The organism is Sphingobium sp. DN12 (assembly GCF_051058005.1).
GTDB classification, from domain to species: domain Bacteria; phylum Pseudomonadota; class Alphaproteobacteria; order Sphingomonadales; family Sphingomonadaceae; genus Sphingobium; species Sphingobium yanoikuyae.
Window position 1 is genome coordinate 484,914 of record NZ_CP173717.1, and the last position, 21,207, is coordinate 506,120.

Below are 21,207 nucleotides of genomic sequence, written 5' to 3' on the forward strand. Positions count from 1 at the left end.
TGAGCCGGTGAATCGCGCGCGCATCTCGATCTTTCCCTTGTCCGGCGCGCTGCTGCTGCCGGGCATGGAGCTGCCGCTGCATATCTTCGAGCCGCGTTATCGCGCGCTGGTGCAGGATGCGTCGGCGCGCGACCGGCGCATCGGCATGATCCAGCCGCGCAGCGAGGGGCCAAAGCCGCCGCTGTTCGATGTCGGCTGCCTGGGGCGGATCAGCCATATCGAGGCGCTGGACGATGGCCGGTTCAACATCATCCTGACCGGGCTCGCCCGGTTCCGGCTGGTGCGCGAGCTGGAGGTGTCGACGCTGTTCCGCCAGATCGAGGCGGAGGTGGAGCAGGCGCCCGAGGACGAGGTGCTGCATCTGGTCGAGCGGGCGGCGCTGGAGCAGGAATCGCGCCGCTTCGCCGACGCGCTGGGCTATGCGGTCGACTGGACGGCGGTGTCGCGGCTGGACGACATGGCGCTGGTCAACGGCATCGCCCAGATCGCGCCGTTCGACCCGGCGGCCAAGCAGACCCTGCTGGAGGCCGACACGCTGAGCGAGCGGGCCGACCGGATCATCCAGTTGATGCAGATCGTGGGCCGCGCCGAGCGCGACGGCGGCGCGACGATGCAATGAGCGAGATTATGAGCGAAGAGACGGCCCCGATCGACCCCTGGCTGCTGGCCAAGCTGGTCTGCCCGGTGACGCGCACGCCGCTGCGCTGGGACGCGGCGCGCCAGGCGCTGGTGTCGGACGCGGCGGGCCTCGCCTATCCGGTGCGCGACGGCGTACCGGTGCTGGTCGTGCGGGAAGCTATCGCGCTTTCCTGACCAGGCGCGGTCGGTGTCGGCCTAACCCTGTCCGCCCAGCAATTGATATTTGAGGCCCATGGCCTGGGCGAGGTTGCGCAACCGGCGTTCGACTGCTTCGCCATAGAGATCGGCATCCTCGTCGCGCAGGTGGAGGTCGATGCGGTCGCCATGTCGTTCCAGATGAGAAATGGCGAGCGGGCCTTCGACGCCGCCCGACAGGCGCTGGGCCAGGCGGATGGCGAGGCCCCAGAGGGCGGCGCGGCGCAGCGCGTCGGGGCTGGCCATGCGGTCGAGGTTGGGCAGCGTGCCGACATCGCCGCCGAAATGGGTGTGCAGCGCCTGGCCCAGCATCGCCCGCTCGGCAGCGGTGATGCCGACCCAATTGCTGTGCAGGGCGATTTCGACGCCGCGTTCGGCGCGGAAATCGGGATTGGCGCGCCAGCTGACATCGGCCAGCAGGCAGGCGGCGCGGCGGATGCGGCGGGCATCCTTGTCATCGTCGGGGAAGAGCGGCGCGATCCAGCGGTCGATACGGTCGCCATGGCCGCGGAAGCGGGCCTGCGCCTCGCCCTCTGCCTCGGCCGCGACCAGCAGCGGGTCATGAGCGCGGATATCGTCGGGCAGATTTTCGTAGAGCAGCCCTTCGCGCAGGCCATAGGCCGACACGATCATCCGGCTGGACTTGAGCTGGCGCACGACGACCGACAGCAGCGCGGCGGCATCCGGCAAGGTCGGCACGCGCGATCCGGTCATGGCCGGGATCTGCTTCAGCCGGCCCTTGTCGACATGGGAGATGATGCGGGTGAGCTGTTCGGCACGGGCGGCGCTCATCTCATATTGATGCACCACCGGCAGCGAGAAATGGGTGAGCTGCATGTCGAAGCGGGCGAGCGAGCGCCAGGAGCCGCCGACAAGGTAGAATGGCAGGTCCGGTTCTGCCTGCCAGCCGGCCTTTTCCAGCATCTTGGCGACGCAGCGATCAAGCGCGCGCGGCCCCTTGGCCCGGATCTGCGGCAGGCGCAGCACGCCCAGCGGCAGCGAGATGGTCTGTTCGACCGCGCCCTTGCGCACGCGGGCCAGTTCCAGGCTGCCGCCGCCCAGGTCGCCGACAATGCCGTCGGCATCGGGAATGCCCGACAGCACGCCCATGGCGGCACCGATCGCCTCCTGCGCGCCCGACAGCAGTTCGACGGTCAGGCCCATCGCCTTGGCACGGCTGATGAACTCGGCGCCGTTGGTGGCATCGCGCACGGCGGCCGTCGCCACGCAGCGTATGTCGGTGACGCGCATGTCGCGGCACAGATGGGCGAAGCGGCCGATGGCGCGCAGGCCGCGCTCCATCGCCTCCGCTTCGATCGCACCGGTCCTGGCGAGCGAAGCGCCCAGGCCCGCCATCACCTTTTCATTGAACAGGATGAAGGGGATGCGGCGCGGCCCGTCATAGACGACCAGGCGGACGCTGTTGGAGCCGATGTCGATGATCGCCGAGCGCGCGGTGGCGGGTTCGGGCGAGGTCGCCATGGTCTCTGCCATGGCGCGCACGCGGCTGAGCATCGAGTTCATGGCGCGATCAGGCCCGGCCACGCAGGCGCAGGGTCGGCACCGCGCCATGCTCCTGCGCTGCGCCGCGCCCGGACAGCGACGGGTTGGTCATGAAATAGCGGTGCAGGTTGAACGGCCGGTCGCCCGGTTCCAGCCGGCTATAATGGCCGTCGCGGTCCAGCACCCAGCTCTGTTCGGTGTCGATCAGATTGGCGACCATCACCTGGTCCAGAATCTGGTCATGGACGGTCGGATTTTCGACCGGCGCGAGGAATTCGACGCGGCGGTCGAAGTTGCGCGGCATCCAGTCGGCCGAGCTGATATAGACCTTCGCGCCATTATTGGGCAGCGCCTTGCCATTGCCGAAGACGGTGATGCGGCTATGTTCCAGGAAACGGCCGACGACCGACTTCACCCGGATATTTTCCGACATGCCCGGAACGCCGGGACGCAGGCAGCAGATGCCGCGCACGATCAGGTCGATCTGCACCCCGGCATTGCTGGCGGCATAGAGTTTCTCGATGATTGCCGGGTCGACCAGGCTGTTCATCTTGGCCCAGATGGTGCCGGGGCGGCCGGCGCGGACATGGTCGATCTCCGCATCGATGCAGGCGCACAGCGTGTCGCGCAGGTCGCGGGGCGACATGACCAGCTTTTCCAGCCGCTGCGGCTCGACATAGCCGGTGATGTAGTTGAACAGCGCGGCGGCATCGCGGCTATAGGCCGGATCGGCCGTGAAGAAGCTGAGATCGGTATAGATGCGCGCGGTGATCGGGTGGTAGTTGCCGGTGCCGAAATGGCAGTAGCTGCGGAACTGGTCGCCCTCGCGCCGCACCACCATCGACACCTTGGCATGGGTCTTCCAGTCGATGAAGCCATAGACGACCTGCACGCCCGCGCGTTCCAGCGCGTCGGCCCACATCAGATTCTGTTCCTCGTCGAAACGCGCCTTCAGCTCGACCACGGCGGTCACCGATTTGCCGGCCTCGGCCGCGTCGATCAGGGCGCGGATGATCGCCGACTGCTTGCCCGCGCGATAGAGGGTCTGCTTGATCGCGACCACGTCCGGGTCGGACGCGGCCTGTTTCAGGAAGGAGATGACGACGTCGAACGCCTCATAGGGGTGATGGACGACGATGTCCTTGGCACGGATCGCGGCGAAACAGTCGCCGCCATATTCGCGGATGCGCTCGGGGAAGCGCGGCGCATAGGGCTCGAACTTGAGGTCGGGGCGGTCGGCGTCGACGATGCCGCTAAGGTCGCCGATGCCGATGAAGCCCTCCACCTCGACGACGATCGCCTCATGGCCCTGGAGCATGTCCTGGAGCATTTCCTCGACCGGTTCGGGGATGCGTTCCTCTATCTCCATGCGGATCACGCGGCCGCGGCGGCGGCGCTTGATGGCGCTGCGGAAATAGCGGACCAGATCTTCCGCCTCTTCCTCGATCTCGATGTCGCTGTCACGGATGATGCGGAACACGCCGCTGTTGCGGACGCGATAGCCGGGGAAGAGATCGGCCGAGAAGCGGCGGATCACCGCCTCCAGCGCCATGTAGCGCATCGGCTCGCCCGGAATGCGCACGAAGCGGGCTAGCGAGGAGGGGATCATCACCAGTTCGCGGATCGGCTGCTTGTCCGACAGACGCTCCAGATCGAAGACGATCGACAGCCCCTGATTGGGGATGAAGGGGAAGGGATGTGCCGGGTCCAGCGCCTGGGGCGTCAGGATCGGGAAGATCTGGGTCAGGAAATGTTCGCGCAGCCATTGGGCGCAGCCGGCATCCATTTCCGCGGACGGACCGATCACCTCGATCCCGACCTGCACCAGCTCGCCATGCAGCGCGCCCCAGACCTTCTGCTGGGCGCGCATCAGGCTGGCGGTGGTCTCGGTAATCGCGCCGAGCTGCTGCGCCGGTGTCAGGCCGTCAGCCGATCGCAGATCGACATCCTGCAACTGCTGCCCTTTGAGGCCGGCAACGCGGACGGAGAAGAATTCGTCGAGATTGGCGCCCGAAATCGACAGGAAGCGAAGCCGTTCGAGCAGCGGGTGGGCCCGGTTCATCGCCTCTTCCAGCACCCGCTGGTTGAAGGCCAGCCAGGAAAGCTCGCGGTTGAAATAGCGCTCGCCCGCGGGCGAAAGGCTGGCGATGGGATCGGCTTCGGCCACGGATTACTCGCGCTGGTCGTTGGTGGGATCGGGCGGGACTATAGGCAAGATTCCTGCAGATTGCAGGGCCTCTTTCGCCAGTGCGACCGAAATCTTACGTCCAGATGACAGCGATGCCTCATCCAGCAGCGCCGTCACCGCTGCAATCGCGCCATAGCTGCGCTCGATCCGCCGGAGCAGCCAGGGGGCAAGGTCCGGCGCGAAGCTGGCACCCGACGCGCCCAACCGCCGCTCGATCAGCGCCAGCGCCAGCGCCTCGTCCGGCTCCTCGATCGCGACATGGGGCGATCCGGCCAGCCGCGATCGCAGGTCGGGCAATGCCACCGTCCAGCGCAGCGGGGATGTGCGGCCGATCATCAGCAGCGGGCGATGCTCGGTCTGCGCCTCGTTCCAGGCGTGGAACAGCATATGCTCGTCCTGCCCCTCGGCATCGTCGATCACGCTGCCGCCGCTCATCGCGACGAACTGGCGGCCCAGCGCCGAACGACCCGACAGTGGCGGGCCGGTCAGCACGGTCACGGACACGGGCCAGTCGCGCCAGCGTTCCAGATGGGCGACGGCCAGTTGATTGGCCTCGCTCACCAGAAACTCCTCGCCCTGGCCCTGCCATTCGAAGGGCAGGCTGATCTGGCTCATGGCTGTCCTGCGGGCGCCTGCCGGCGCGAGATGCGCATGGTGTTGCCCGATACCGCCACGCTATAGCCGCGTGCCTGCAATCCGGTGCGCAGCGCGTCGGCCGTGCCTTCGAAGCTGACCTGCATCACCGACGTGCCGCCCAGCGCCAGGCTGCTGGTCGCGGCTGAGCGGACGCCCGGAATGCTGCGCAAGGCCGATTCGCCGGCGGTGACCGATCCGACGTCGGGCGTGTCGAACTGGATCGCGAAGCTGGCGACGCTGGAGCCGGCGGTGGGCAGTGGCATGTCGACCGCCTCGATCGGCGCCTCGGTCGCATTCTCGATCGCCAGCGCGCTGGGATCGACCGGTTCCTCGATGATCAGCGAGGGATCGGGCCGCAGGCGGCCGTCATTGAGCGCTCGAATATAAAGCTCGTCGATCCGGCGCGCGCCTTCGTCCAGCATCTGCGGGATGCCGCTGTCGTTCGAGGCACGCAGCGCGAAGCTGCCGATCAGGCTGTTGTCGGGGCCGTAGCGGGCGGTGAAATTGGCCGTCACCGGGCCGCCGGGCCATTGCCGATCGAGCCGCACCATCGGGATCACCACATCGGCCGCGCCATATTGATCGAGCAGCACGCGCCACCACAGGCGGCCGCGCCGCCCGGTCTGGCCGGCGTTGAGCAACACCGGGTCGGCGACCGAGCCCGCGACCCGGACATAGTCGATCGCACTGTCGCCGGTACGATAACGCGCCCAGGCCTTCTGCCATTCATTGACCCGTTCATAGGATACGGCCGAGCCGCCATCCCACATGACCGGAATCACCAGCAGCGGCGGCGAGCGCATCACATTGCCGGAAACGCCCAGCAACTGGCCGGTGCGCGCGCGGTCGAACAATATGCCGAGCGTCGCGACATAGCGACCGGGGCCGGCCTGCTCATATTCGACCTCGATGCCCGAGATCATGGCTTCGAGCTGCGAATCGGACAGGCTAGGCACGCCGGTGCCGCCATGGGTGCGGGTCCACAGCATCTTCCAGGCCTGACGCTGGGCCAGCCGCCAGCCGGCATAGCGGGCCGCATCGGCGCTGCCGGCCTGGACGTCGACCTTCACGCCGCGCACCTCATAATCGCCGCCGCTGGCGATCGGCGGGACGCCGCGTTCGCCCTCCATCTGGGCGAACAGCGCCGCGCCGACCAGGCCGATTCCCACCGCGCCGGCGATCTGCGCCGGCCGGGACAGGGCATGGAGAGCAAGCGCTGGCGGAAACGACAGGCGCCGCAGGGTCTTGGGAAGAGTCTTGGCAAGGATCACGGGCGTCCTTTTGGCGAGATTTGCCCCGCATGCCAAGCGCGAACCTGCACGACCTTCCCCGTTCGGGCTGAGCGAAGTCGAAGCCTTCAAGCAAGTCCGTGCCTCGCTTGAACCTGAACGCAGCGCAGGCACCTCGCTCCGCTCGGCGATGCCCTTCGACTTCGCTCAGGGCGAACGGGATATGGAGACAATGGCCGCGCAAAACTCGACATCGGACCGTTTCGAACGTAGAGCGCAGCCTCATGAGCGACAACGAATCCTACAGCTACGCCAAGGCTGGCGTCGACATCGCCGCGGGCAATGCCCTTGTCCGTGCCATCGCCCCCCTGGCCAAGGCCACCCGCCGCCCCGGCGCCGACGCCGAACTGGGCGGCTTCGGCGGCTTTTTCGATCTCAAGGCCGCCGGTTATGACGACCCCCTGCTGGTCGCTGCCAATGACGGCGTCGGCACCAAGCTGAAGCTGGCGATCGACCATGATCGCCATGACGGCGTGGGCATCGACCTCGTTGCCATGTGCGCCAACGACCTGATCGTGCAGGGCGCCGAGCCGCTCTTCTTCCTCGACTATTATGCCACCGGCAAGCTGGAGTCGGGCGTGGCCGAGCGGGTCATCGCCGGCATCGCCGAAGGCTGCCGCATTGCCGGATGCGCGCTGATCGGCGGCGAGACCGCCGAAATGCCGGGCATGTACAGCGATGGCGACTATGACCTTGCCGGCTTCTGCGTCGGCGCGGTGGAGCGTAGCAAGGCGCTGACCGGCAACAAGGTGAAGGCCGGCGACGTCCTCATCGGCCTCGCCTCCTCGGGCGTCCACTCCAACGGCTTCTCTCTGGTCCGCCGCCTCGCCGCCGACAAGGGCTGGAAGCTCGACCGCCCGGCGCTCTTCGACAATGAAGTGCTGCTGATCGACGCGCTGATGGCGCCCACGAAGATTTACGTGAAGAGCCTGCTGCCGCTGGTCCGCGCCGGCATGATAAACGCCCTCGCCCATATCACCGGCGGCGGCCTGCTGGAAAACATCCCTCGCGTCCTGCCCGACGGCGCGCACGCCACGGTCGATGCCGATGCGTGGGAACAGCCGCGCCTGATGGCCTTCCTCCAGGCGCAGGGCAATATCGAGCCGCAGGAAATGGCGCGCACCTTCAACTGCGGCGTCGGCATGGTGCTGGCCGTGGACGAAGCCCATGTCGCCGCCGTCACCAAGGCGCTGGAGGATGCGGGCGAAACTGTGTTCCGCATTGGTGCCGTGGAAGAGGGCGAGAAGGGCTGCACCGTCAAGGGCAGCGCCGAAACCTGGAGCGCCAAGGCCGACTGGTCCGCCACGCATCTGGGCTGACAAGCACCACCAATCCCCCTCCCGCCTGCGGGAGGGGTTAGGGGAGGGTTTTCTAGGGGATCGCCTTTAAGACAGGCCCTCCCCCGGCCCCTCCCGCCAGCGGGAGGGGAGACCCTATGACCAAAGCAAAGATCGGCGTCCTGATTTCCGGTCGCGGCTCGAACATGGCGGCCCTGCTCTATGCGGCGAAGGCGCAGGACTGTCCGTTCGAGATCGTGCTGGTCGCGGCCAATGATCCGGAAGCCCCCGGCCTGGCGCTCGCCGCGGCCGAGGGCATTGCCACCTTCGGCCAGAGCCACAAGGGCATGAAGCGCGCGGAGTTCGACGCGGTGATCGACGCGCAGCTGCGTGCCGCGGGCGTCCAATATGTCGCGCTGGCCGGCTATATGCGGCTTCTATCGCCCGAATTCGTGTCCGGCTGGGAAGACCGGATGCTCAACATCCATCCCAGCCTGCTGCCCAAATATAAGGGCCTCGACACCCATCAGCGCGCGATCGACGCGGGCGACAGCCATGCCGGCTGCTCGGTCCATATCGTCACCGCCGAACTGGACGACGGCCCAGTGCTGGGCCAGACCCCGGTCGCAATCCTGCCCGGCGACACCGCCGACAGTCTTGCCGCCCGCATCCTGATCGCCGAGCATCAGCTCTATTCGCGCACGCTCGCTGATTTCGTCACCCGCGAGCGCCAGCCCGACTGGCTGCTGAACAAGGTGCGTGAAGCCGCGCTGGCGCTGCCGCAGGCAGACGAGATCGTGTCGCACGGCATGCCCTGCTTCGGCATCGTCAAGGGCAAGAAATTCGCCTATTTCACCCGCGACCATCATGGCGACGGCATTATCGCCGTGCTGGTGAAGACCACCGCGCCGGAGGAGCAGGCCACCCTGATCGAGGCCGACCCGGATCGCTATTACCGCCCCGCCTATTTCGGCAATGACTGGGTCGGCATTCGCCTGGACCTGGGCGACACCGACTGGAACCACATCAGCGACCGCCTCCACGCCAGCTGGCGCCAGATCGCGCCGCGCAGGCTGCTGGGCCTGATGGATATCGCCGACCAGTTCTGACCATCTGGTCGATGGGCCGAACAAATATGCAGGATGAGTTGTGATCTTCCTGCGTCGGGCCGATGCTGGACATTGTCCGGAAACATTGTGCTGTATTTACAGTATATTGCCTGGAAATTATTGTGCCCGGCCATGGATGCCCGTGCGTCGGCATGGGGGCTGGTCGATCTTCGGACGGCCGTTTCGACAGGGATTTGCATAATGAAATCGACGATGGTCCGATCGAGCATCGCGCTGCTTGCCATGGGCGCAGGCGCGCAGGTGGCAGTCAAGGCGCAGGATCTCAGCAGTTCGCGCCAGTCGGTGGGGCAGCCGAGCAAGGACCGGATCGTCATCGGCCTGGGTGCGGCGGTGACGCCGGTCTATCAGGGCGCCGACGATTATCGCGTGCTGCCGCTGCCCGCGATCGACATTGTCGAGGGGCGCTTCTTCGCCAATTTCCGCAATGGCGTGGGGCTCAATCTGGTCGATGACCGGGCGCTGACCATCGGCGCGGGTGTCACGCCGATGCCCGGCTATCGGCGGCGCGACGTGCCCGCGGGCGTCGATCGGTTGTCCTGGGGCGTGGGTGGCCGCGTGTTCGCCAATCTGACCGGCGGCGGCGTGGTGGCGACGCTGGGTGCGACGCAGGGCATTACCGGCAGCACCGGCGGCTTCATTGCTGACGCCAGCCTCTCCTATCCTGTCATCCTCAATCCGAAGGTCATCATCACCCCCTCGATCGCCACCAGCTTTGCCGACGGCAAGCATATGGATGGCTATTTCGGGGTGAATGCGCGTGAGGCGGCAGCGTCCGGACTGGCGCAATATCGCGGCAAGGCAGGGTTCAAGGATGTCTCGGCGCTGCTCAACATCGTCTATCGGCTCGACAGCCGCTGGAGCGTGACCGGATCGGTCGGGGCGACCAGCCTGCTGGGCCGGGTGAAGGACAGCCCGCTGGTCGAGCATGCGACGCGGCCGAACGGCTTTCTGGCGCTCGCCTACCGGTTCTGAACTAGGCGATCGGCGGCAAGTTTAGCTGCCGACCGTCAATTCCTCATAGCAGGCCTGCGCCTCGGGCGCGGGGCCGCGCCGGGTGGGCAACTGGATCACGCGGACGACGCGGACGCCGGCGGCGTGGGGAAAGGTGATGAGGTCGCCGGCGCGCACCGGCGCATGGGACCGGTCGATGCGCCGGCCGTTGAGGCGAATATGGCCGTCCTCGGCCAGCTTCTGCGCGGTCGATCGGCTTTTCGACAGGCGCGCGAACCACAGATATTTGTCGATGCGCAGGGACGGGCCGACGCCCGTCCCTGGCATTGTCATGGCCCCCTTGGGGTCAGCCATTGCGCCCCAGCAGTTCGGCCAGGCCGGCAAAGGCATGGTTGCTGGTCGCGGCCTTGTGGCTGGCGGGGGTAGCGCGCGGCGCGCGATTATCGTCGCGGTCGCCACCCTTGCGCGGGCCGCGATCGCCGCCCTTGCCGCCACGGTTGTCGCCACGACCTTCACCGCGAGTGTCGCCCTTGCCGGCAAATTTGCCTTCGGGGCGCTGCTGCTGGTCGCGGCGGGGGCCGCGCGGACCACGATCGCCCTGCGGGCGGCCCTTCTGCCGACCCTTGAACACCCAGTTGGCGCCGGTGGCGGCGACGGGCGCTTCGGCCGGGGTTTCGGTTGCCGCTTCGGCAGGCGTCTCCGCGTCCGCTTCGACGGGGGCCTCGGCAACGGCTTCCACTGCGGCTTCAGGCGCAGCATCGGTCGCTTCGACCACGTCCGTGCCTTCCACAGCGGGCGCGGCTTCGGCCGGTACCTCGGCGACGGGCGCCGGGGTCGGCACCGGATCGATCGGGCGGAAGCCGGCGGCGCGCATCAGCTGCAGGAAGGCTTCTTCGCTCAGGCCCAGCGACACGATCTGCGGGCTGAGCGCGCTGAACGGCTCATTCTTCGCGATCGTCTCATGCGCGGTGCGGGCCATGCGCTCGGCCATGTCGATGCGCAGCATTTGCGGGCCAAAGCTGCGGAAGCCCGCAATGCGGGCGCCCATTTCCTGGAGCTTGTCGCCGGTCGGGATCAGGGTCAGGCCCGGCTGGGGCAGCGGCAGGCAGGGCTTGCCGATGCGGGCCGCCTGCAACGCCGCGCGCCAGCGCGCTGCGCCCGGCTTCAACAGGCCGGGATGATAGAGATCGAGCACGCCGATATCGATGCCGGCACGGCGCAGCAGATGGCGCTGATCCTTGTCGAGATGGCCGAGCGCCGAATCAAGGTCGAGTCGCGGCGCGACGCCGCCGGCATCGGCCAGCTGGGCGAAGACCGCGCGGACGACGGCGGGCACGGCCGGATCGGCAGCGCTTTCGCTCATCTTGACCAGCGGCAGCAGATGCTTCTGCTTCTGCGCCTCGAACCAGGTCGCCAGACGGGTGGTCACCTGCTTCTGCACATCCGGGCCCAGCGCGGCGAGCGCGCGATCGAGCCGGATTTCGGGCGCGAGCAGGCCTGCGCCCGCCATCAGCGTTGCGACCGGGGTGCCCTGCCAGGCGATGCCCGGCGTCTGTCCCGCATCGTCCATGAGCGCGAAATCCGTATCCGCAGCGCTCATCAATTCGTCAGCCTTCACTCGTAATACCTTTCCAAGGCGCCTTTCCGCCGCCGCCAGCAACAGCTTTCTGTCCTGGAGTCGCGTAGCGGGATCGACTGAGAAACGAAATCCGTCAAGTCGCCCGATCGTCTCGCCATCGACGCAGACCGTCCCATCCGGGTCGACCGTGACCGGCAGATTGCTCGCATTCTGTCCGATATCCCTTAGCAGAACAGAGGTGCGTCGGTCCACGAAACGCTGCGTCAGGGCCGCATGCAGCGCATCGGACAGCTTTTCTTCCAGCATGCGCGTGCGTTCGGCCATCTCCACCGGATTGGCCAGCCAGTCGGGACGATGGGCGATATAGGACCAGGTGCGAGCGGCGGCGATCCGTCCCGACAAGGTGTCGATATCGCCCTGGACCGAATCGAGGCGGGCGATCTGCTGGGCGAACCAGTCGCGCGGGATATGGCCGCCAAAGCCCGATCCATTGCCGGCGATGAAACGCCAGATGCGCGCCACGGTGCGGGCATGATGCTCCGCGCCCAGCTTCTGGAAATCGGGCAGGCCACAGGCGGCCCAGAGCCGTTCGACATCGCGCTTGGAGCGGACACGGGTCTGGACCTCGGGATCTTCGGCCATGCGGCGCAGCACGGCGAGATCGACCGCTTGCGGCGCCGCGCGCAGTTCCGGGCGATCGGGCCGCGCCTCCAGATCGATGATCAGATGATCGATGCTGTCAGTGCGCGGCGCGCCGTCGCGCCAGAAAAGCTGGTCGACGGAAGGGAAGCGATGCGCCTCGATCGCCTCGATCTCTTCCGGCGTAAAGGCGGCATCGCCATCCTCCGACCCCAGGCTGCCAAAGGTGCCATCCCTGTGATGGCGCCCGGCGCGGCCGGCGATCTGCGCCATTTCGGCGACCGTCAGCCGGCGCGAGCGGCGACCATCGAACTTGCGCAGCGAGGCGAAGGCGACATGGGCGACGTCGAGGTTGAGGCCCATGCCGATCGCGTCGGTGGCGACCAGATAATCGACATCGCCATTCAGGAACATCTGTACCTGGGCGTTGCGGGTGCGCGGCGACAGCGCGCCCATCACCACCGCTGCACCACCCCGGAAGCGGCGCAGCATTTCCGCCACGGCATAGACTTCCTCGGCCGAGAAGGCGACGATCGCCGAGCGGCGCGGCAGGCGCGACAGCTTCTTGGCGCCGGCATAGGAGAGGGTGGAGAAGCGCGGCCGGCCGATGATCTCGACCTCCGGGACCAGGCTTTTCACCGTCCTGGCGATGCTGGCGGAGCCCAGGATCATCGTTTCCTCCCGGCCGCGCGCGCGCAGGATGCGGTCGGTGAAGATATGGCCCCGCTCGGGATCGGCGCCCAGTTGCGCCTCGTCCAGCGCGACAAAGGCGAAATCGCTGAGGCCGCCGGTCATCGCGGCGGCTTCCCTGCCGGCCTTTTTTGTGTCGGCTCCGGCCTGCCGGCCTACGCCGCTGATGGGCATGGATTCGGCGGTGCAGAGGAAATAGCGGGCGCCCGGCGGCACGATCTTTTCCTCGCCGGTGATGAGGGCGACCTGCTGCGCGCCCTTGATCGCGACGATGCGGTCATAGACTTCGCGCGCCAGCAGGCGCAGCGGAAAGCCCATCATGCCGCTCGAATGGCCGCACATGCGCTCGACGGCGAGATGGGTCTTGCCGGTATTGGTGGGGCCCAGCACAGCGGTGACGGGCGAACGGGCGAACTGGGCCATGATGGGGCCTATGTCGTGCAGGATGGCGGGCAGGGCAAGGACTTTGCGCGATCCGCCCGATGTTCCGTTGGTTAACGGGAATCTGCCCGGCCATGGGCACGTTTCGTCGCAGCGGCGCGGGTCATGGCGGCGTCTTAAATTGACTTTAACCCTGCGCGTTCACAAGGGTGCGGTCCGACGCATGGCGCGGGGACCATTGCGTTGGCGATGCGATAAAAAGCACCCCGGGGGTTGCGGCTTTTGTTCCAGGATAATCAGTCGGGTTTTCAGCAGGGTGGCGCGTCCATGTCGCTATGGCTGGCGGACAGCCTGCAGCGACCGGCGGCGCCGCGCGACTGGCGCACGCGCCTGCGCGACTGGGCGGAGGACGTCAATCTGGTTCCGGACCTGGGTCAGAATGTCGGCAGCCTTACCTGGTTTCGCGGCCTTGCCACCTGTTTCGGCCTGTGCGCCACCGCCCTCTATCTCTCGCCCGGTTTCCAGCCAGTGCCCGGCGCGCCCGAACCGCTGCTGACGCCAGCCCAATATGACGAGGTGCGCAGCCAGATGATCACGCCGCTGGCGCTGGGCGCGGACAGCGGCCGGCGGATGGGCGCGACCGATGCGGTGCAGCCGCTCAAGGAAACGCCCGAACGGCCGCAGATCGAGCTCAATGCCCAGATTGGCAGCAGCGACACGCTGGCCCGCGCCCTGTCGCGTGCCGGGGTCAGTAGCGGCGATGTCGCGACCGTGACCAGCATGGTCGGCGGCGATATCGGCGCGGGGGTGAAGCCGGGCACCCGGCTCGATATCATCCTGGGCCGTCGTGCCAGCCGCACATCGCCCCGGCCGCTCGACAAGCTCAATTTCCGCGCGCGGCTCGACCTGGCGGTCGAACTCAACCGGGTCGGCGGCGTGCTGCAGGTGACGCGCGTGCCCATTCGCGTCGATAATACCCCGCTGCGCATCCAGGGCGTGGTCGGCGACAGCATCTATCGCTCGGCCCGCGCCGCTGGCGCGCCGCCCAAGGCGGTGCAGGCCTTCCTGCGGGTGATCGCCAAGCAGGTCGATCTGGGATCGATCGGCGCAGGCGACCGCTATGACATCATCACCGAATATCATCGTGCCGAAACCGGCGATGTCGAGGTGGGCGAGCTGCTCTATGCCGGTTTCCGCCGGGCGCGGGGCAAGGCGGTCGACATGCTGAAATGGACCAGCGAGGGCCGCACCGAATGGTTCGAGGCATCGGGCGTGGGTGAAAAACGCGGCGTGCTGGGCGCGCCGGTCGACGGCGCCCGCATGACGTCGGGCTTCGGCATGCGTCGCCATCCGATCCTGGGCTATACCCGCATGCATGCCGGCATCGATTTCGGCGCGCGCTATGGTTCGCCCATCTATGCCGTGACTGACGGCGTGGTCGCCTTTGCCGGCCGCCATGGCGGCCATGGCAATTATGTCCGCATTTCCCATGGCGGGGGCCTGGCCACCGGCTATGCCCATATGAGCCGGATCGCGGCGGTGCCGGGCCAGCGGGTGCGGCGCGGCCAGGTGATCGGCTATGTCGGCTCCAGCGGCCTGTCGACCGGTCCGCATCTTCATTATGAGCTGTATCGGGGTGGGCAGGTGGTCAATCCGCTGTCGGTGAAGTTCACCACGACGGCGCAACTGACCGGCAGCAATCTGGTCGCCTTCCGCGCGCGCCTGGCCCAGCTCAAGGGGCTGAAGGTCGGCACGCATGAGGTGGCGGCGGCCGCGCCGACCGCGGGCGCACCGGCTGCTGCGGGGAAATAAGCGGCTTTGCGGCGGTGGCTCGCTCGGCTAACGAGCGGGCATGACATCCTTCCATCCCGCCACCATTACCGCGATCCTGCTGGCCGGGGCGCGGCCGATCGCCGATCCGCTCGCCACCGCTGCCGGCGTGCCGGTCAAGCCGCTGGTGCCGGTCGCGGGGGAGCCGATGATCAACCGCCCGGCGCGCGCATTGCTTGCCCATCCGGCGATCGGCCAGTTGGTGGTGCTGACGCAGAATCCCGAATATTTCGCCGATGATCCGGCCACAGCCTGGCTGGCGAGCGATCCGCGCGTGCGGTTCGAGCGCGGCGGCAAGGGCATCGCCTCGTCGCTGCTGGAGCTGATGGAGAAGGCGGACCTGCCTTTCCCGCTGCTAATGACGACGGCGGACCATGTGCTGCTCGACGCGGCGATGCTGGATCAGTTCGTGGCGGAGGCGACGGGCGCCGACATCGCCGTCGCCATGGTCGAAAAGACGACCCTGCTGGCCCATTATCCGCAGTCGCGCCGCACCTGGCTCAAATTCCGCGACGGCTGGTGGTCGGGCGCGAACATCTTCTGGTTCGGCAGTGCCAAGGCGCGGCCGGTGATCGCGCTATGGCAGGATGTCGAGCAGGACCGGAAGAAGGGCTGGAAGATCCTGTCCGCCTTCGGCCCGCTGGCGCTGGTCGGCGCGCTGCTGCGCATCCTGACCCTGCGCGGCGGCATTGCGCGGGTGGGGCGGCGTTTCGGCTTGACCGCGCGGCTGGTGGCGATGGACCAGGCGGAAGCCTGCATCGATGCCGACAAGCCCGACGACATCGTGCTGATCGAATCCATCCTCGCGCGCTAAGGGGCCGGGCGTTTCCCTATCGGGTTATTCCCGATGCCGCGCGCTGTGGCTGCATGCTAGAAACAATCGGACCCGGCAGATGGGCCCGATGAAGGGAGCACCCGCATGCGCAAGATTCTGCCCCTGGCGGCATTGTTGCCCGCCACCCTCGTCCTGATGGCACAGACAGTGCCCGAAGCGGCGCCCCCGCCGCCGGCGCCGACCCCGGTCACTCCGGTCAGCAACGATGCCCGCGACGTATCGGTGGCCGCCTGCCTGAACGAAGCCAAGGCCCAGGGCGCGAAGAAGGGGGTGATCGACGTCACCCTGCGCGAGGTCGAGGATACCGACAAGAAAAGCGACAGCCGCGGCGCGGTACGCGCGCTGGTCAATGTCGTGATCGACAAGGATGGCAAGCAGAAGACGGTCAAGAAGACGTTCAAGTGCAGCACCCAGAATGGGGTGGTAACCGCCTTCAAATATTATTGAATTTCCCTAGCCCGGTCTCATCAGGCTGAACCGGGCGCGGCACCAGCGCGTCGTTCCTCTCCCCCCTCGATCCAGGGATGGCGCGCTGGTGTCGCTCAGTTCGCGTCGGGTTCCGGCGGCAGCGTATCGCGCAGCGCCAGCGCATGGCGGGTGGCAAGTCCCATCATCAGGAAGCCGGCGATCGAGGCGACGATATTGGCGATCGCCGCGCCGATCGTGCCGTTCATCGGCAACAGCACCGCCTGCATCCCCAGCAGCAGCAGGGTGGAGGCAAAGGTGATGCGCAGTGACAGGCCGGCACGGTCGGTCGCCATCAGCAGCGGGCGATAGCTGACCCCGACCAGGTCGATGCAGGCCGACACGCCCAGCAGCATCAGCAGCGGATAGGCGGGCAGGAATTCCTTGCCCGCGATCAGGCCCAGCAGCGGATGGCCGATGGTCAGGATCAGCGCAATGATGATGGCGCCGGCGATCAGCGCCAGTCGGTTGGTGCGGCGGAACAGGGACCGCAGCGCATCCACGCCATGGTTGGACTGGGTGCGCGACAGTTCGACGAAGATGCTGCGCGAGAGCAGGCTGGAAATCTTGGTCAGCGACTGGGCGAGCTGGTTGGCGAGGCGATAGAGGCCCGCGCCCACCGGCCCGACGAACAGGCCGACGACCAGCACCGCGACCTGCTGTCCCATGGCGGACAGGCTGGTCTGCAGGTTGGTGGCGGTCAGGAAGCCGACGATGCCCGGATTTTCGTGGCGCGCATCGAGCGCCCGGCCGGCGGTCCAGTTGCCAAGCCGTCCCTTGCCTTCGCGCAGGGCGAGATACCAATAGGCCGCCGCGCACAGCAATTCGGCGGCGCCCCAGGCGATCAGGAAGCCGGTGATGCCGGGCATCAGCGCCAGGGCCAGGCCCGCGCCGATCATCCGTCCGACCGGGATCATGGTTTCGGCGACGGCGGCCGAATCGAACCGGTCGAACAGGCGCAATATGCCGGTGGGGGAGGAGCGGATGGTGATCATCATCACCATGCAGAACAGCCAGGCCTGAAGCCCCATGCCCGGCCCCAGTTGCAGCTGGTTGCCAAAGGCCAGGATGATGATCGCGGCGATCAGGCCGCCGGCCACGGCCGAGGCGAGGTCGATCAGGATGCAGAAGCGCAGCACCCGGTTGAGCGCATTGCCGTTGCCGTCCGCCAGATGCGGCTGGCCATAGCGCACGACGATCTGCCAGCTGTCAAAGGACACCAACGTCTTGATGACGTTGGCCGCGCTCAGCACCAGCGCGAAGCGGCCGAAATCGGCAACGCCGAGCGTGCGGGTGACGATGGCGAGATAGGCAAGGCTCAGCACCGCGCCCACGCCCTTGCCGCCCAGCAACCAGCCGGTATTGGCCAGGATACGGGCAAAGCCATCCTGTGCGCTGCTACCCTTTGCGCGCTTCAACTTCACCGGAACAGGAGCCTTTCGCGTGACACGCCGTTTGTTGCTGGCGGGCGTCTATCTAGGGAAGGGCGGCGCATTGCGCAAATGCGTCCTTCTCTTCCCTGCGCTGCGAAATCGCTCTAAAGCGCGAGCATGACCATCAAGAAAGCCATCATCCTCTCCGCCGGCCAGGGTTCGCGCCTGCTGCCGCTGACCCGTGACGTGCCCAAGTGCATGATCGACTTCAACGGCCGCACCCTGATCAGCTGGCAGATCGCCGCGCTGGTCGCCAATGGCGTGACCGACATCGTCGTCGTCACCGGCTTCCGCACCGAGCGGGTCGAGGATCATGCGCTGCAGCTTTATCGCGAGACCGGGGCGCGCATCCGCACGCTGTTCAATCCCTTCTTCCAGGTCGCCGACAATCTGGGCAGCTGCTGGATCGCGCGCGAGGAGATGGACCAGGACTTCATCATCCTGAACGGCGACACGATCGTGTCGGACGAGATCGTCGCGAAGTTGGTCTCGGGTGCGAAGGACGCGATCACCGTCACCGTCGATGTGAAGCCCGACGGCGACTATGACGATGACGACATGAAGGTGAACCGGGACGAGACCGGTCGCCTGCACCATATCGGCAAGCGGCTGCTGCCGCCCGACACCAATGCCGAATCGATCGGCATGCTGGCGTTCGTGGGCGAAGGGCCGGCGATCTTCCGCAACCAGGTCGACCAGATGATGCGCACGCCCGAAGGCGTCGCCCGCTGGTATCTGCGCGCGATCGACATCATCGCCAAGGGTAACCGGGTCGGCACCGTGTCGATCGAGGGGCTGGAGTGGCAGGAAGTCGACTTCCCGCAGGATGTCGATGCGGCCAAGGCGCTGACCGAGAAATGGGTATCGCAGGGGCGTTACGGAGCCTGACGCGCCGGGTTGCGTAGCCAATTCGGCGACTGCCAAATGGCCGGGATGGGTGGTTTCCTGCCATTCCTCCCCGGTACGGGGAGGGGGACCATTTGCGTAGCAAATGGTGGAGGGGCACAGGCCGGATAGCGCAGCGCTAAGAGGCACCTGCCCCTCCGTCAGCGCTTCGCGCTGCCACCTCCCCGTGCCGGGGAGGAATGTCCGCTTCTGCTCGTTTGCCGACCGTCTGATCTGTCTACCCTAACTAGAAGGCTTCCCCGATCCCGAAATAGAAGGCGGCGCCGTCCTTGCCCCAGGCGATGTCGGCCCGCAGATTCACATTGGCCTCCTTCGAGGCGAGATAGCGCAGGCCGAAACCGCCGGCCGGCAGCATCTTGGTGTGTTTCCAGATATCCTTGCCGCTGCGCGCAATGCCGCCGATGCCGCCGAAGGCGACCATGCCGATCTTGCCGAACAGATGCTGGCGCACCTCGCCCTGCAGCGCCCAGCTGGCCCGGTCGCGATAGCGGCCGGTCTCATAGCCGCGCAGGTCGCCATTCTGGCCATAGAGGCACAGGTCATAATAGGGCGCGCCGTCCGACGCCTCGCACAGCGTCTTGCGCACCACCAGCACGGTTTCGCGCCCCAGCGGGAAATAGCCATTGCCCGCAATCTGCAACTTGTGATGGGTGAAGTCGCTGCCCAGCCAGTCGGCGCCATAGGTCAGTGATCCGGTGGTGTAGACGCCCTTGCGCGGATCGACCGGATTGTTGCGGCTGTCGAAGGTGAAGGAAGGGCCGAGCATCGCAATCTGGCTGTGCCGCTCAATCGCGGGCGGCGTCAGGTTGGGATGATTGGGCAGGGGCAGCGAGGCGCGGGCATCCATGTTCAGATAATAGAGGCGCGCGCCAAAGGAGAGATGGCGCAGAAAGCCCTTGCTGAAGATCTGATATTGGGTGTCGACCATGGCGGCGAAGGCCTTGTCGCGCAGCTTGATCGACAGATTGGATGCACCCGCATTGGCGCCGATGCCGTAGAAGCGCAGATTGGCGATGCCATAGCCGGCCAAACCCTGAAAGCGCAGCCGGTCGTCGGCAAGCGTCATATTGTGCGACACGCCCGCGCCCCAGCTATCGGTGCTGGTATAGCCGCCGCCGACCGCGCTGATCCAGGGGCGGGACGATCCGTTGGGATTATAATAGAGCACGGCCGCGCCGCCGAGACCGGTGCCCATTGCCGGATTGGACAGGGGGATCGGCGCGATCACCAGGTCCGGCTTGGTGCTGGGCGGGGTCGAGGGAAGCGCTGCGTCGGGGGCAGGGGGGCGCGCGCTGCCGTCGTCCTTGGCCTCGCCGGCCTGGACGCTCTGCGCCTGATCCATGATCTCGCGCGAAGGGCTGTTCTGGGCAGCGGCGGGCAGGGCCATGCCCAGGCACATCATCAGGCTTGGCCCGGCCAGCGCGTGTCGCACGCCATGTCTCCCTGTCATATCGGACCAGCCTAGAGGGAGATAGGGGCGGCGCTATCGGGGGAAATGTGCAGTCGCAATGGGGAAATTACCCAGAAGCCACGAGGCGGCCTTTCCCGCATATAGTCTGCTTGGCCCGGAAGAATGGGGACGCGGCCGGGGGACAGGGGATGATGGCGATGCGAAGACTGACGCTGCTATCCGTCGCGATGCTGGCTGCGCCGCTGGGTGTGATAGGCCGGGCGCAGGCGGAGGAATTGTCGCCCGTACCGATCATTACCCAGGTGACGGCAGACGCCGGCGCAGCCAGTGGCCCTGCCGATCCGGCTGTTCCGGTGGCCGCCACGGAGCCGGCTCCCGAACCTCCGCCCGAACGCGAAAAATATCCGCTGCTGCCGATTGGCGGGCGCGCGGCAATCGAGCGCGGTTATCATATCCAGCGGGCGCTGGGCGCCAGCGGCATGCTGATCCACAATATCCAGAATATGGACAGCCGGAACCTGGCGATCGCCATCGCCAAGGGGGAGGATCCGCCCGCAGGGGGGGCATTGCTGGAAGTGCCGTTCGTCACGACGACGCAAATGGAAAGCCACAGCAGCAACACCGAATTCAAGGCGGATGTCTGGCTGTTCCCCTTCCTCAACTTGTTCGCCGGGGTCGGCAAGGTGAAGGGGCATGTCAATGTCGGGGTCGACATCGACCTCGATGCCTTCGTGCCTTTTCCCTTCTGTCGCCCCGCCAAGCCCTGCGGCCATACCCAGCTGCCTTTCACGGCCGATGTGGACAACACGTCTTTCACCTTCGGCAGCATATTGGGCTATGGCACAGACCACTGGTTCGCCGCCCTGTCGCTGGCCAAGACGATCAGCGTGTCGGCCAAGGACCGGTCCGACATGAAGATGACCAATATCGCCGGCCGCGTCGGCCCGCGCTTTGCGCTGGGCAAGGATGTCATGCTGACACCCTATGTCGGCGCCAATTATTACGACATGGACGTGACCGTATCGGGCCTGGTGCGCAGCGGCGCGCTGTTCGAGGACGGCGATGGTGTCAACCTGCGCTACAAGGTTGACCTCAAGAGCAGCCGGCCTTGGGCCGCGATCGGCGGCGCCAATCTGGAACTGTCCAGCCACTGGGCGATGCAGGCCGAATATAATTGGGGCAAGGAATCGAACCGGTTCGTGCTGAGCCTGACTTTTCGGCCCTGATCCG

General features: G+C 66.7%; 18 protein-coding genes. 10 read left to right on the plus strand and 8 right to left on the minus strand.

Annotated elements, in window-relative coordinates; translation table 11 throughout:
• Positions 1–7 precede the first annotated feature (7 nt).
• Together ACI6S0_RS02385 and ACI6S0_RS02390 are read left to right on the plus strand one after the other, a co-directional pair.
• Positions 8–619, plus strand: a complete 612-nt coding sequence (locus tag ACI6S0_RS02385; RefSeq protein WP_284113944.1) for an LON peptidase substrate-binding domain-containing protein — start codon at positions 8–10, stop codon at positions 617–619.
• Positions 620–627: 8 nt separating this feature from the next.
• Positions 628–813 (plus strand): Trm112 family protein, encoded by a 186-nt coding sequence (locus ACI6S0_RS02390; protein WP_234781536.1) that lies wholly within the window; start codon positions 628–630, stop codon positions 811–813.
• 21 nt (positions 814–834) lie between these two features.
• On the opposite strand, the gene ACI6S0_RS02395 is transcribed toward ACI6S0_RS02390, so the two are convergent.
• From ACI6S0_RS02395 to ACI6S0_RS02410, 4 genes are read right to left on the minus strand one after another with little or no spacing between them, the layout of a single operon-like run.
• The gene (locus tag ACI6S0_RS02395) at positions 835–2,358 is read right to left on the minus strand and encodes a Ppx/GppA phosphatase family protein (RefSeq protein ID WP_434404816.1); all 1,524 of its coding nucleotides are present in this window, start codon (positions 2,356–2,358) and stop codon (positions 835–837) included.
• Positions 2,359–2,365: 7 nt separating this feature from the next.
• Positions 2,366–4,504, minus strand: a complete 2,139-nt coding sequence (locus tag ACI6S0_RS02400) for an RNA degradosome polyphosphate kinase (protein ID WP_017500247.1) — start codon at positions 4,502–4,504, stop codon at positions 2,366–2,368.
• Positions 4,505–4,507: 3 nt separating this feature from the next.
• Positions 4,508–5,140: an HdaA/DnaA family protein gene (locus ACI6S0_RS02405; protein ID WP_004211120.1), complete on the minus strand. Its 633-nt coding sequence runs from the start codon at positions 5,138–5,140 to the stop codon at positions 4,508–4,510.
• Positions 5,137–6,432: a heavy-metal-associated domain-containing protein gene (locus ACI6S0_RS02410; protein WP_434404817.1), complete on the minus strand. Its 1,296-nt coding sequence runs from the start codon at positions 6,430–6,432 to the stop codon at positions 5,137–5,139. Before ACI6S0_RS02410 ends, ACI6S0_RS02405 begins: the two co-directional genes overlap by 4 nt.
• A 242-nt stretch (positions 6,433–6,674) precedes the next feature.
• Here ACI6S0_RS02410 and purM point away from each other — a divergent pair, with 242 nt between their 5' ends.
• The 3 genes from purM to ACI6S0_RS02425 all read left to right on the plus strand — a co-directional run bounded on the left by purM (position 6,675) and on the right by ACI6S0_RS02425 (position 9,829).
• Complete coding sequence (gene purM / locus ACI6S0_RS02415) at positions 6,675–7,769, plus strand: phosphoribosylformylglycinamidine cyclo-ligase (RefSeq protein ID WP_434404818.1); 1,095 nt, start codon at positions 6,675–6,677, stop codon at positions 7,767–7,769.
• 116 nt (positions 7,770–7,885) lie between these two features.
• A complete protein-coding gene (gene purN / locus ACI6S0_RS02420) occupies positions 7,886–8,836 on the plus strand; it encodes a phosphoribosylglycinamide formyltransferase (protein WP_434404819.1) in 951 nt (316 codons plus the stop codon).
• Between the two features lie 201 nt (positions 8,837–9,037).
• Positions 9,038–9,829, plus strand: coding sequence for a MipA/OmpV family protein (locus ACI6S0_RS02425; RefSeq protein ID WP_434404820.1), 792 nt, complete (start codon positions 9,038–9,040; stop codon positions 9,827–9,829).
• A gap of 21 nt (positions 9,830–9,850) precedes the next feature.
• On the opposite strand, the gene ACI6S0_RS02430 is transcribed toward ACI6S0_RS02425, so the two are convergent.
• Together ACI6S0_RS02430 and ACI6S0_RS02435 are read right to left on the minus strand one after the other, a co-directional pair.
• The gene (locus ACI6S0_RS02430; RefSeq protein ID WP_010337495.1) at positions 9,851–10,135 is read right to left on the minus strand and encodes an RNA-binding S4 domain-containing protein; all 285 of its coding nucleotides are present in this window, start codon (positions 10,133–10,135) and stop codon (positions 9,851–9,853) included.
• Between the two features lie 19 nt (positions 10,136–10,154).
• Positions 10,155–13,139 (minus strand): helicase-related protein, encoded by a 2,985-nt coding sequence (locus ACI6S0_RS02435; RefSeq protein ID WP_434404821.1) that lies wholly within the window; start codon positions 13,137–13,139, stop codon positions 10,155–10,157.
• Between the two features lie 285 nt (positions 13,140–13,424).
• On the opposite strand from ACI6S0_RS02435, the gene ACI6S0_RS02440 reads away from it, so the two are divergent.
• The 3 genes from ACI6S0_RS02440 to ACI6S0_RS02450 all read left to right on the plus strand — a co-directional run bounded on the left by ACI6S0_RS02440 (position 13,425) and on the right by ACI6S0_RS02450 (position 16,209).
• Positions 13,425–14,909, plus strand: coding sequence for a M23 family metallopeptidase (locus ACI6S0_RS02440; RefSeq protein ID WP_434404823.1), 1,485 nt, complete (start codon positions 13,425–13,427; stop codon positions 14,907–14,909).
• Between the two features lie 40 nt (positions 14,910–14,949).
• Complete coding sequence (locus tag ACI6S0_RS02445; RefSeq protein ID WP_434404825.1) at positions 14,950–15,741, plus strand: nucleotidyltransferase family protein; 792 nt, start codon at positions 14,950–14,952, stop codon at positions 15,739–15,741.
• 105 nt (positions 15,742–15,846) lie between these two features.
• Positions 15,847–16,209 carry a hypothetical protein gene (locus ACI6S0_RS02450; RefSeq protein WP_434404826.1) on the plus strand — a complete coding sequence of 121 codons (363 nt, stop codon included), beginning with the start codon at positions 15,847–15,849 and terminating at the stop codon, positions 16,207–16,209.
• A 95-nt stretch (positions 16,210–16,304) separates the two neighbouring features.
• Here ACI6S0_RS02450 and ACI6S0_RS02455 read toward each other — a convergent pair whose 3' ends face one another.
• Positions 16,305–17,651: a lipopolysaccharide biosynthesis protein gene (locus ACI6S0_RS02455; RefSeq protein ID WP_434404827.1), complete on the minus strand. Its 1,347-nt coding sequence runs from the start codon at positions 17,649–17,651 to the stop codon at positions 16,305–16,307.
• 126 nt (positions 17,652–17,777) lie between these two features.
• Between ACI6S0_RS02455 and ACI6S0_RS02460 the strand changes: the two genes are divergently transcribed.
• Positions 17,778–18,548 (plus strand): sugar phosphate nucleotidyltransferase, encoded by a 771-nt coding sequence (locus ACI6S0_RS02460; protein ID WP_434404828.1) that lies wholly within the window; start codon positions 17,778–17,780, stop codon positions 18,546–18,548.
• A gap of 244 nt (positions 18,549–18,792) precedes the next feature.
• On the opposite strand, the gene ACI6S0_RS02465 is transcribed toward ACI6S0_RS02460, so the two are convergent.
• The gene (locus ACI6S0_RS02465; RefSeq protein WP_434404829.1) at positions 18,793–19,998 is read right to left on the minus strand and encodes a BamA/TamA family outer membrane protein; all 1,206 of its coding nucleotides are present in this window, start codon (positions 19,996–19,998) and stop codon (positions 18,793–18,795) included.
• A 176-nt stretch (positions 19,999–20,174) separates the two neighbouring features.
• Here ACI6S0_RS02465 and ACI6S0_RS02470 point away from each other — a divergent pair, with 176 nt between their 5' ends.
• Positions 20,175–21,203, plus strand: coding sequence for an outer membrane beta-barrel protein (locus ACI6S0_RS02470; RefSeq protein ID WP_434404830.1), 1,029 nt, complete (start codon positions 20,175–20,177; stop codon positions 21,201–21,203).
• The last annotated feature ends 4 nt before the right edge of the window (positions 21,204–21,207 follow it).

Coding starts and splice junctions, on each gene's coding strand:
- purN (WP_434404819.1), top strand. CDS start 7,886: ATGACCAAAGCAAAGATCGGCGTCCTGATTTCCGGTCGCGGCTCGAAC.
- purM (WP_434404818.1), top strand. CDS start 6,675: ATGAGCGACAACGAATCCTACAGCTACGCCAAGGCTGGCGTCGACATC.
- ACI6S0_RS02450 (WP_434404826.1), top strand. CDS start 15,847: ATGCGCAAGATTCTGCCCCTGGCGGCATTGTTGCCCGCCACCCTCGTC.
- ACI6S0_RS02390 (WP_234781536.1), top strand. CDS start 628: ATGAGCGAAGAGACGGCCCCGATCGACCCCTGGCTGCTGGCCAAGCTG.
- ACI6S0_RS02395 (WP_434404816.1), bottom strand. CDS start 2,358: ATGAACTCGATGCTCAGCCGCGTGCGCGCCATGGCAGAGACCATGGCG.
- ACI6S0_RS02460 (WP_434404828.1), top strand. CDS start 17,778: ATGACCATCAAGAAAGCCATCATCCTCTCCGCCGGCCAGGGTTCGCGC.
- ACI6S0_RS02435 (WP_434404821.1), bottom strand. CDS start 13,139: ATGGCCCAGTTCGCCCGTTCGCCCGTCACCGCTGTGCTGGGCCCCACC.
- ACI6S0_RS02405 (WP_004211120.1), bottom strand. CDS start 5,140: ATGAGCCAGATCAGCCTGCCCTTCGAATGGCAGGGCCAGGGCGAGGAG.
- ACI6S0_RS02445 (WP_434404825.1), top strand. CDS start 14,950: ATGACATCCTTCCATCCCGCCACCATTACCGCGATCCTGCTGGCCGGG.
- ACI6S0_RS02430 (WP_010337495.1), bottom strand. CDS start 10,135: ATGCCAGGGACGGGCGTCGGCCCGTCCCTGCGCATCGACAAATATCTG.
- ACI6S0_RS02425 (WP_434404820.1), top strand. CDS start 9,038: ATGAAATCGACGATGGTCCGATCGAGCATCGCGCTGCTTGCCATGGGC.
- ACI6S0_RS02440 (WP_434404823.1), top strand. CDS start 13,425: ATGTCGCTATGGCTGGCGGACAGCCTGCAGCGACCGGCGGCGCCGCGC.
- ACI6S0_RS02470 (WP_434404830.1), top strand. CDS start 20,175: ATGCGAAGACTGACGCTGCTATCCGTCGCGATGCTGGCTGCGCCGCTG.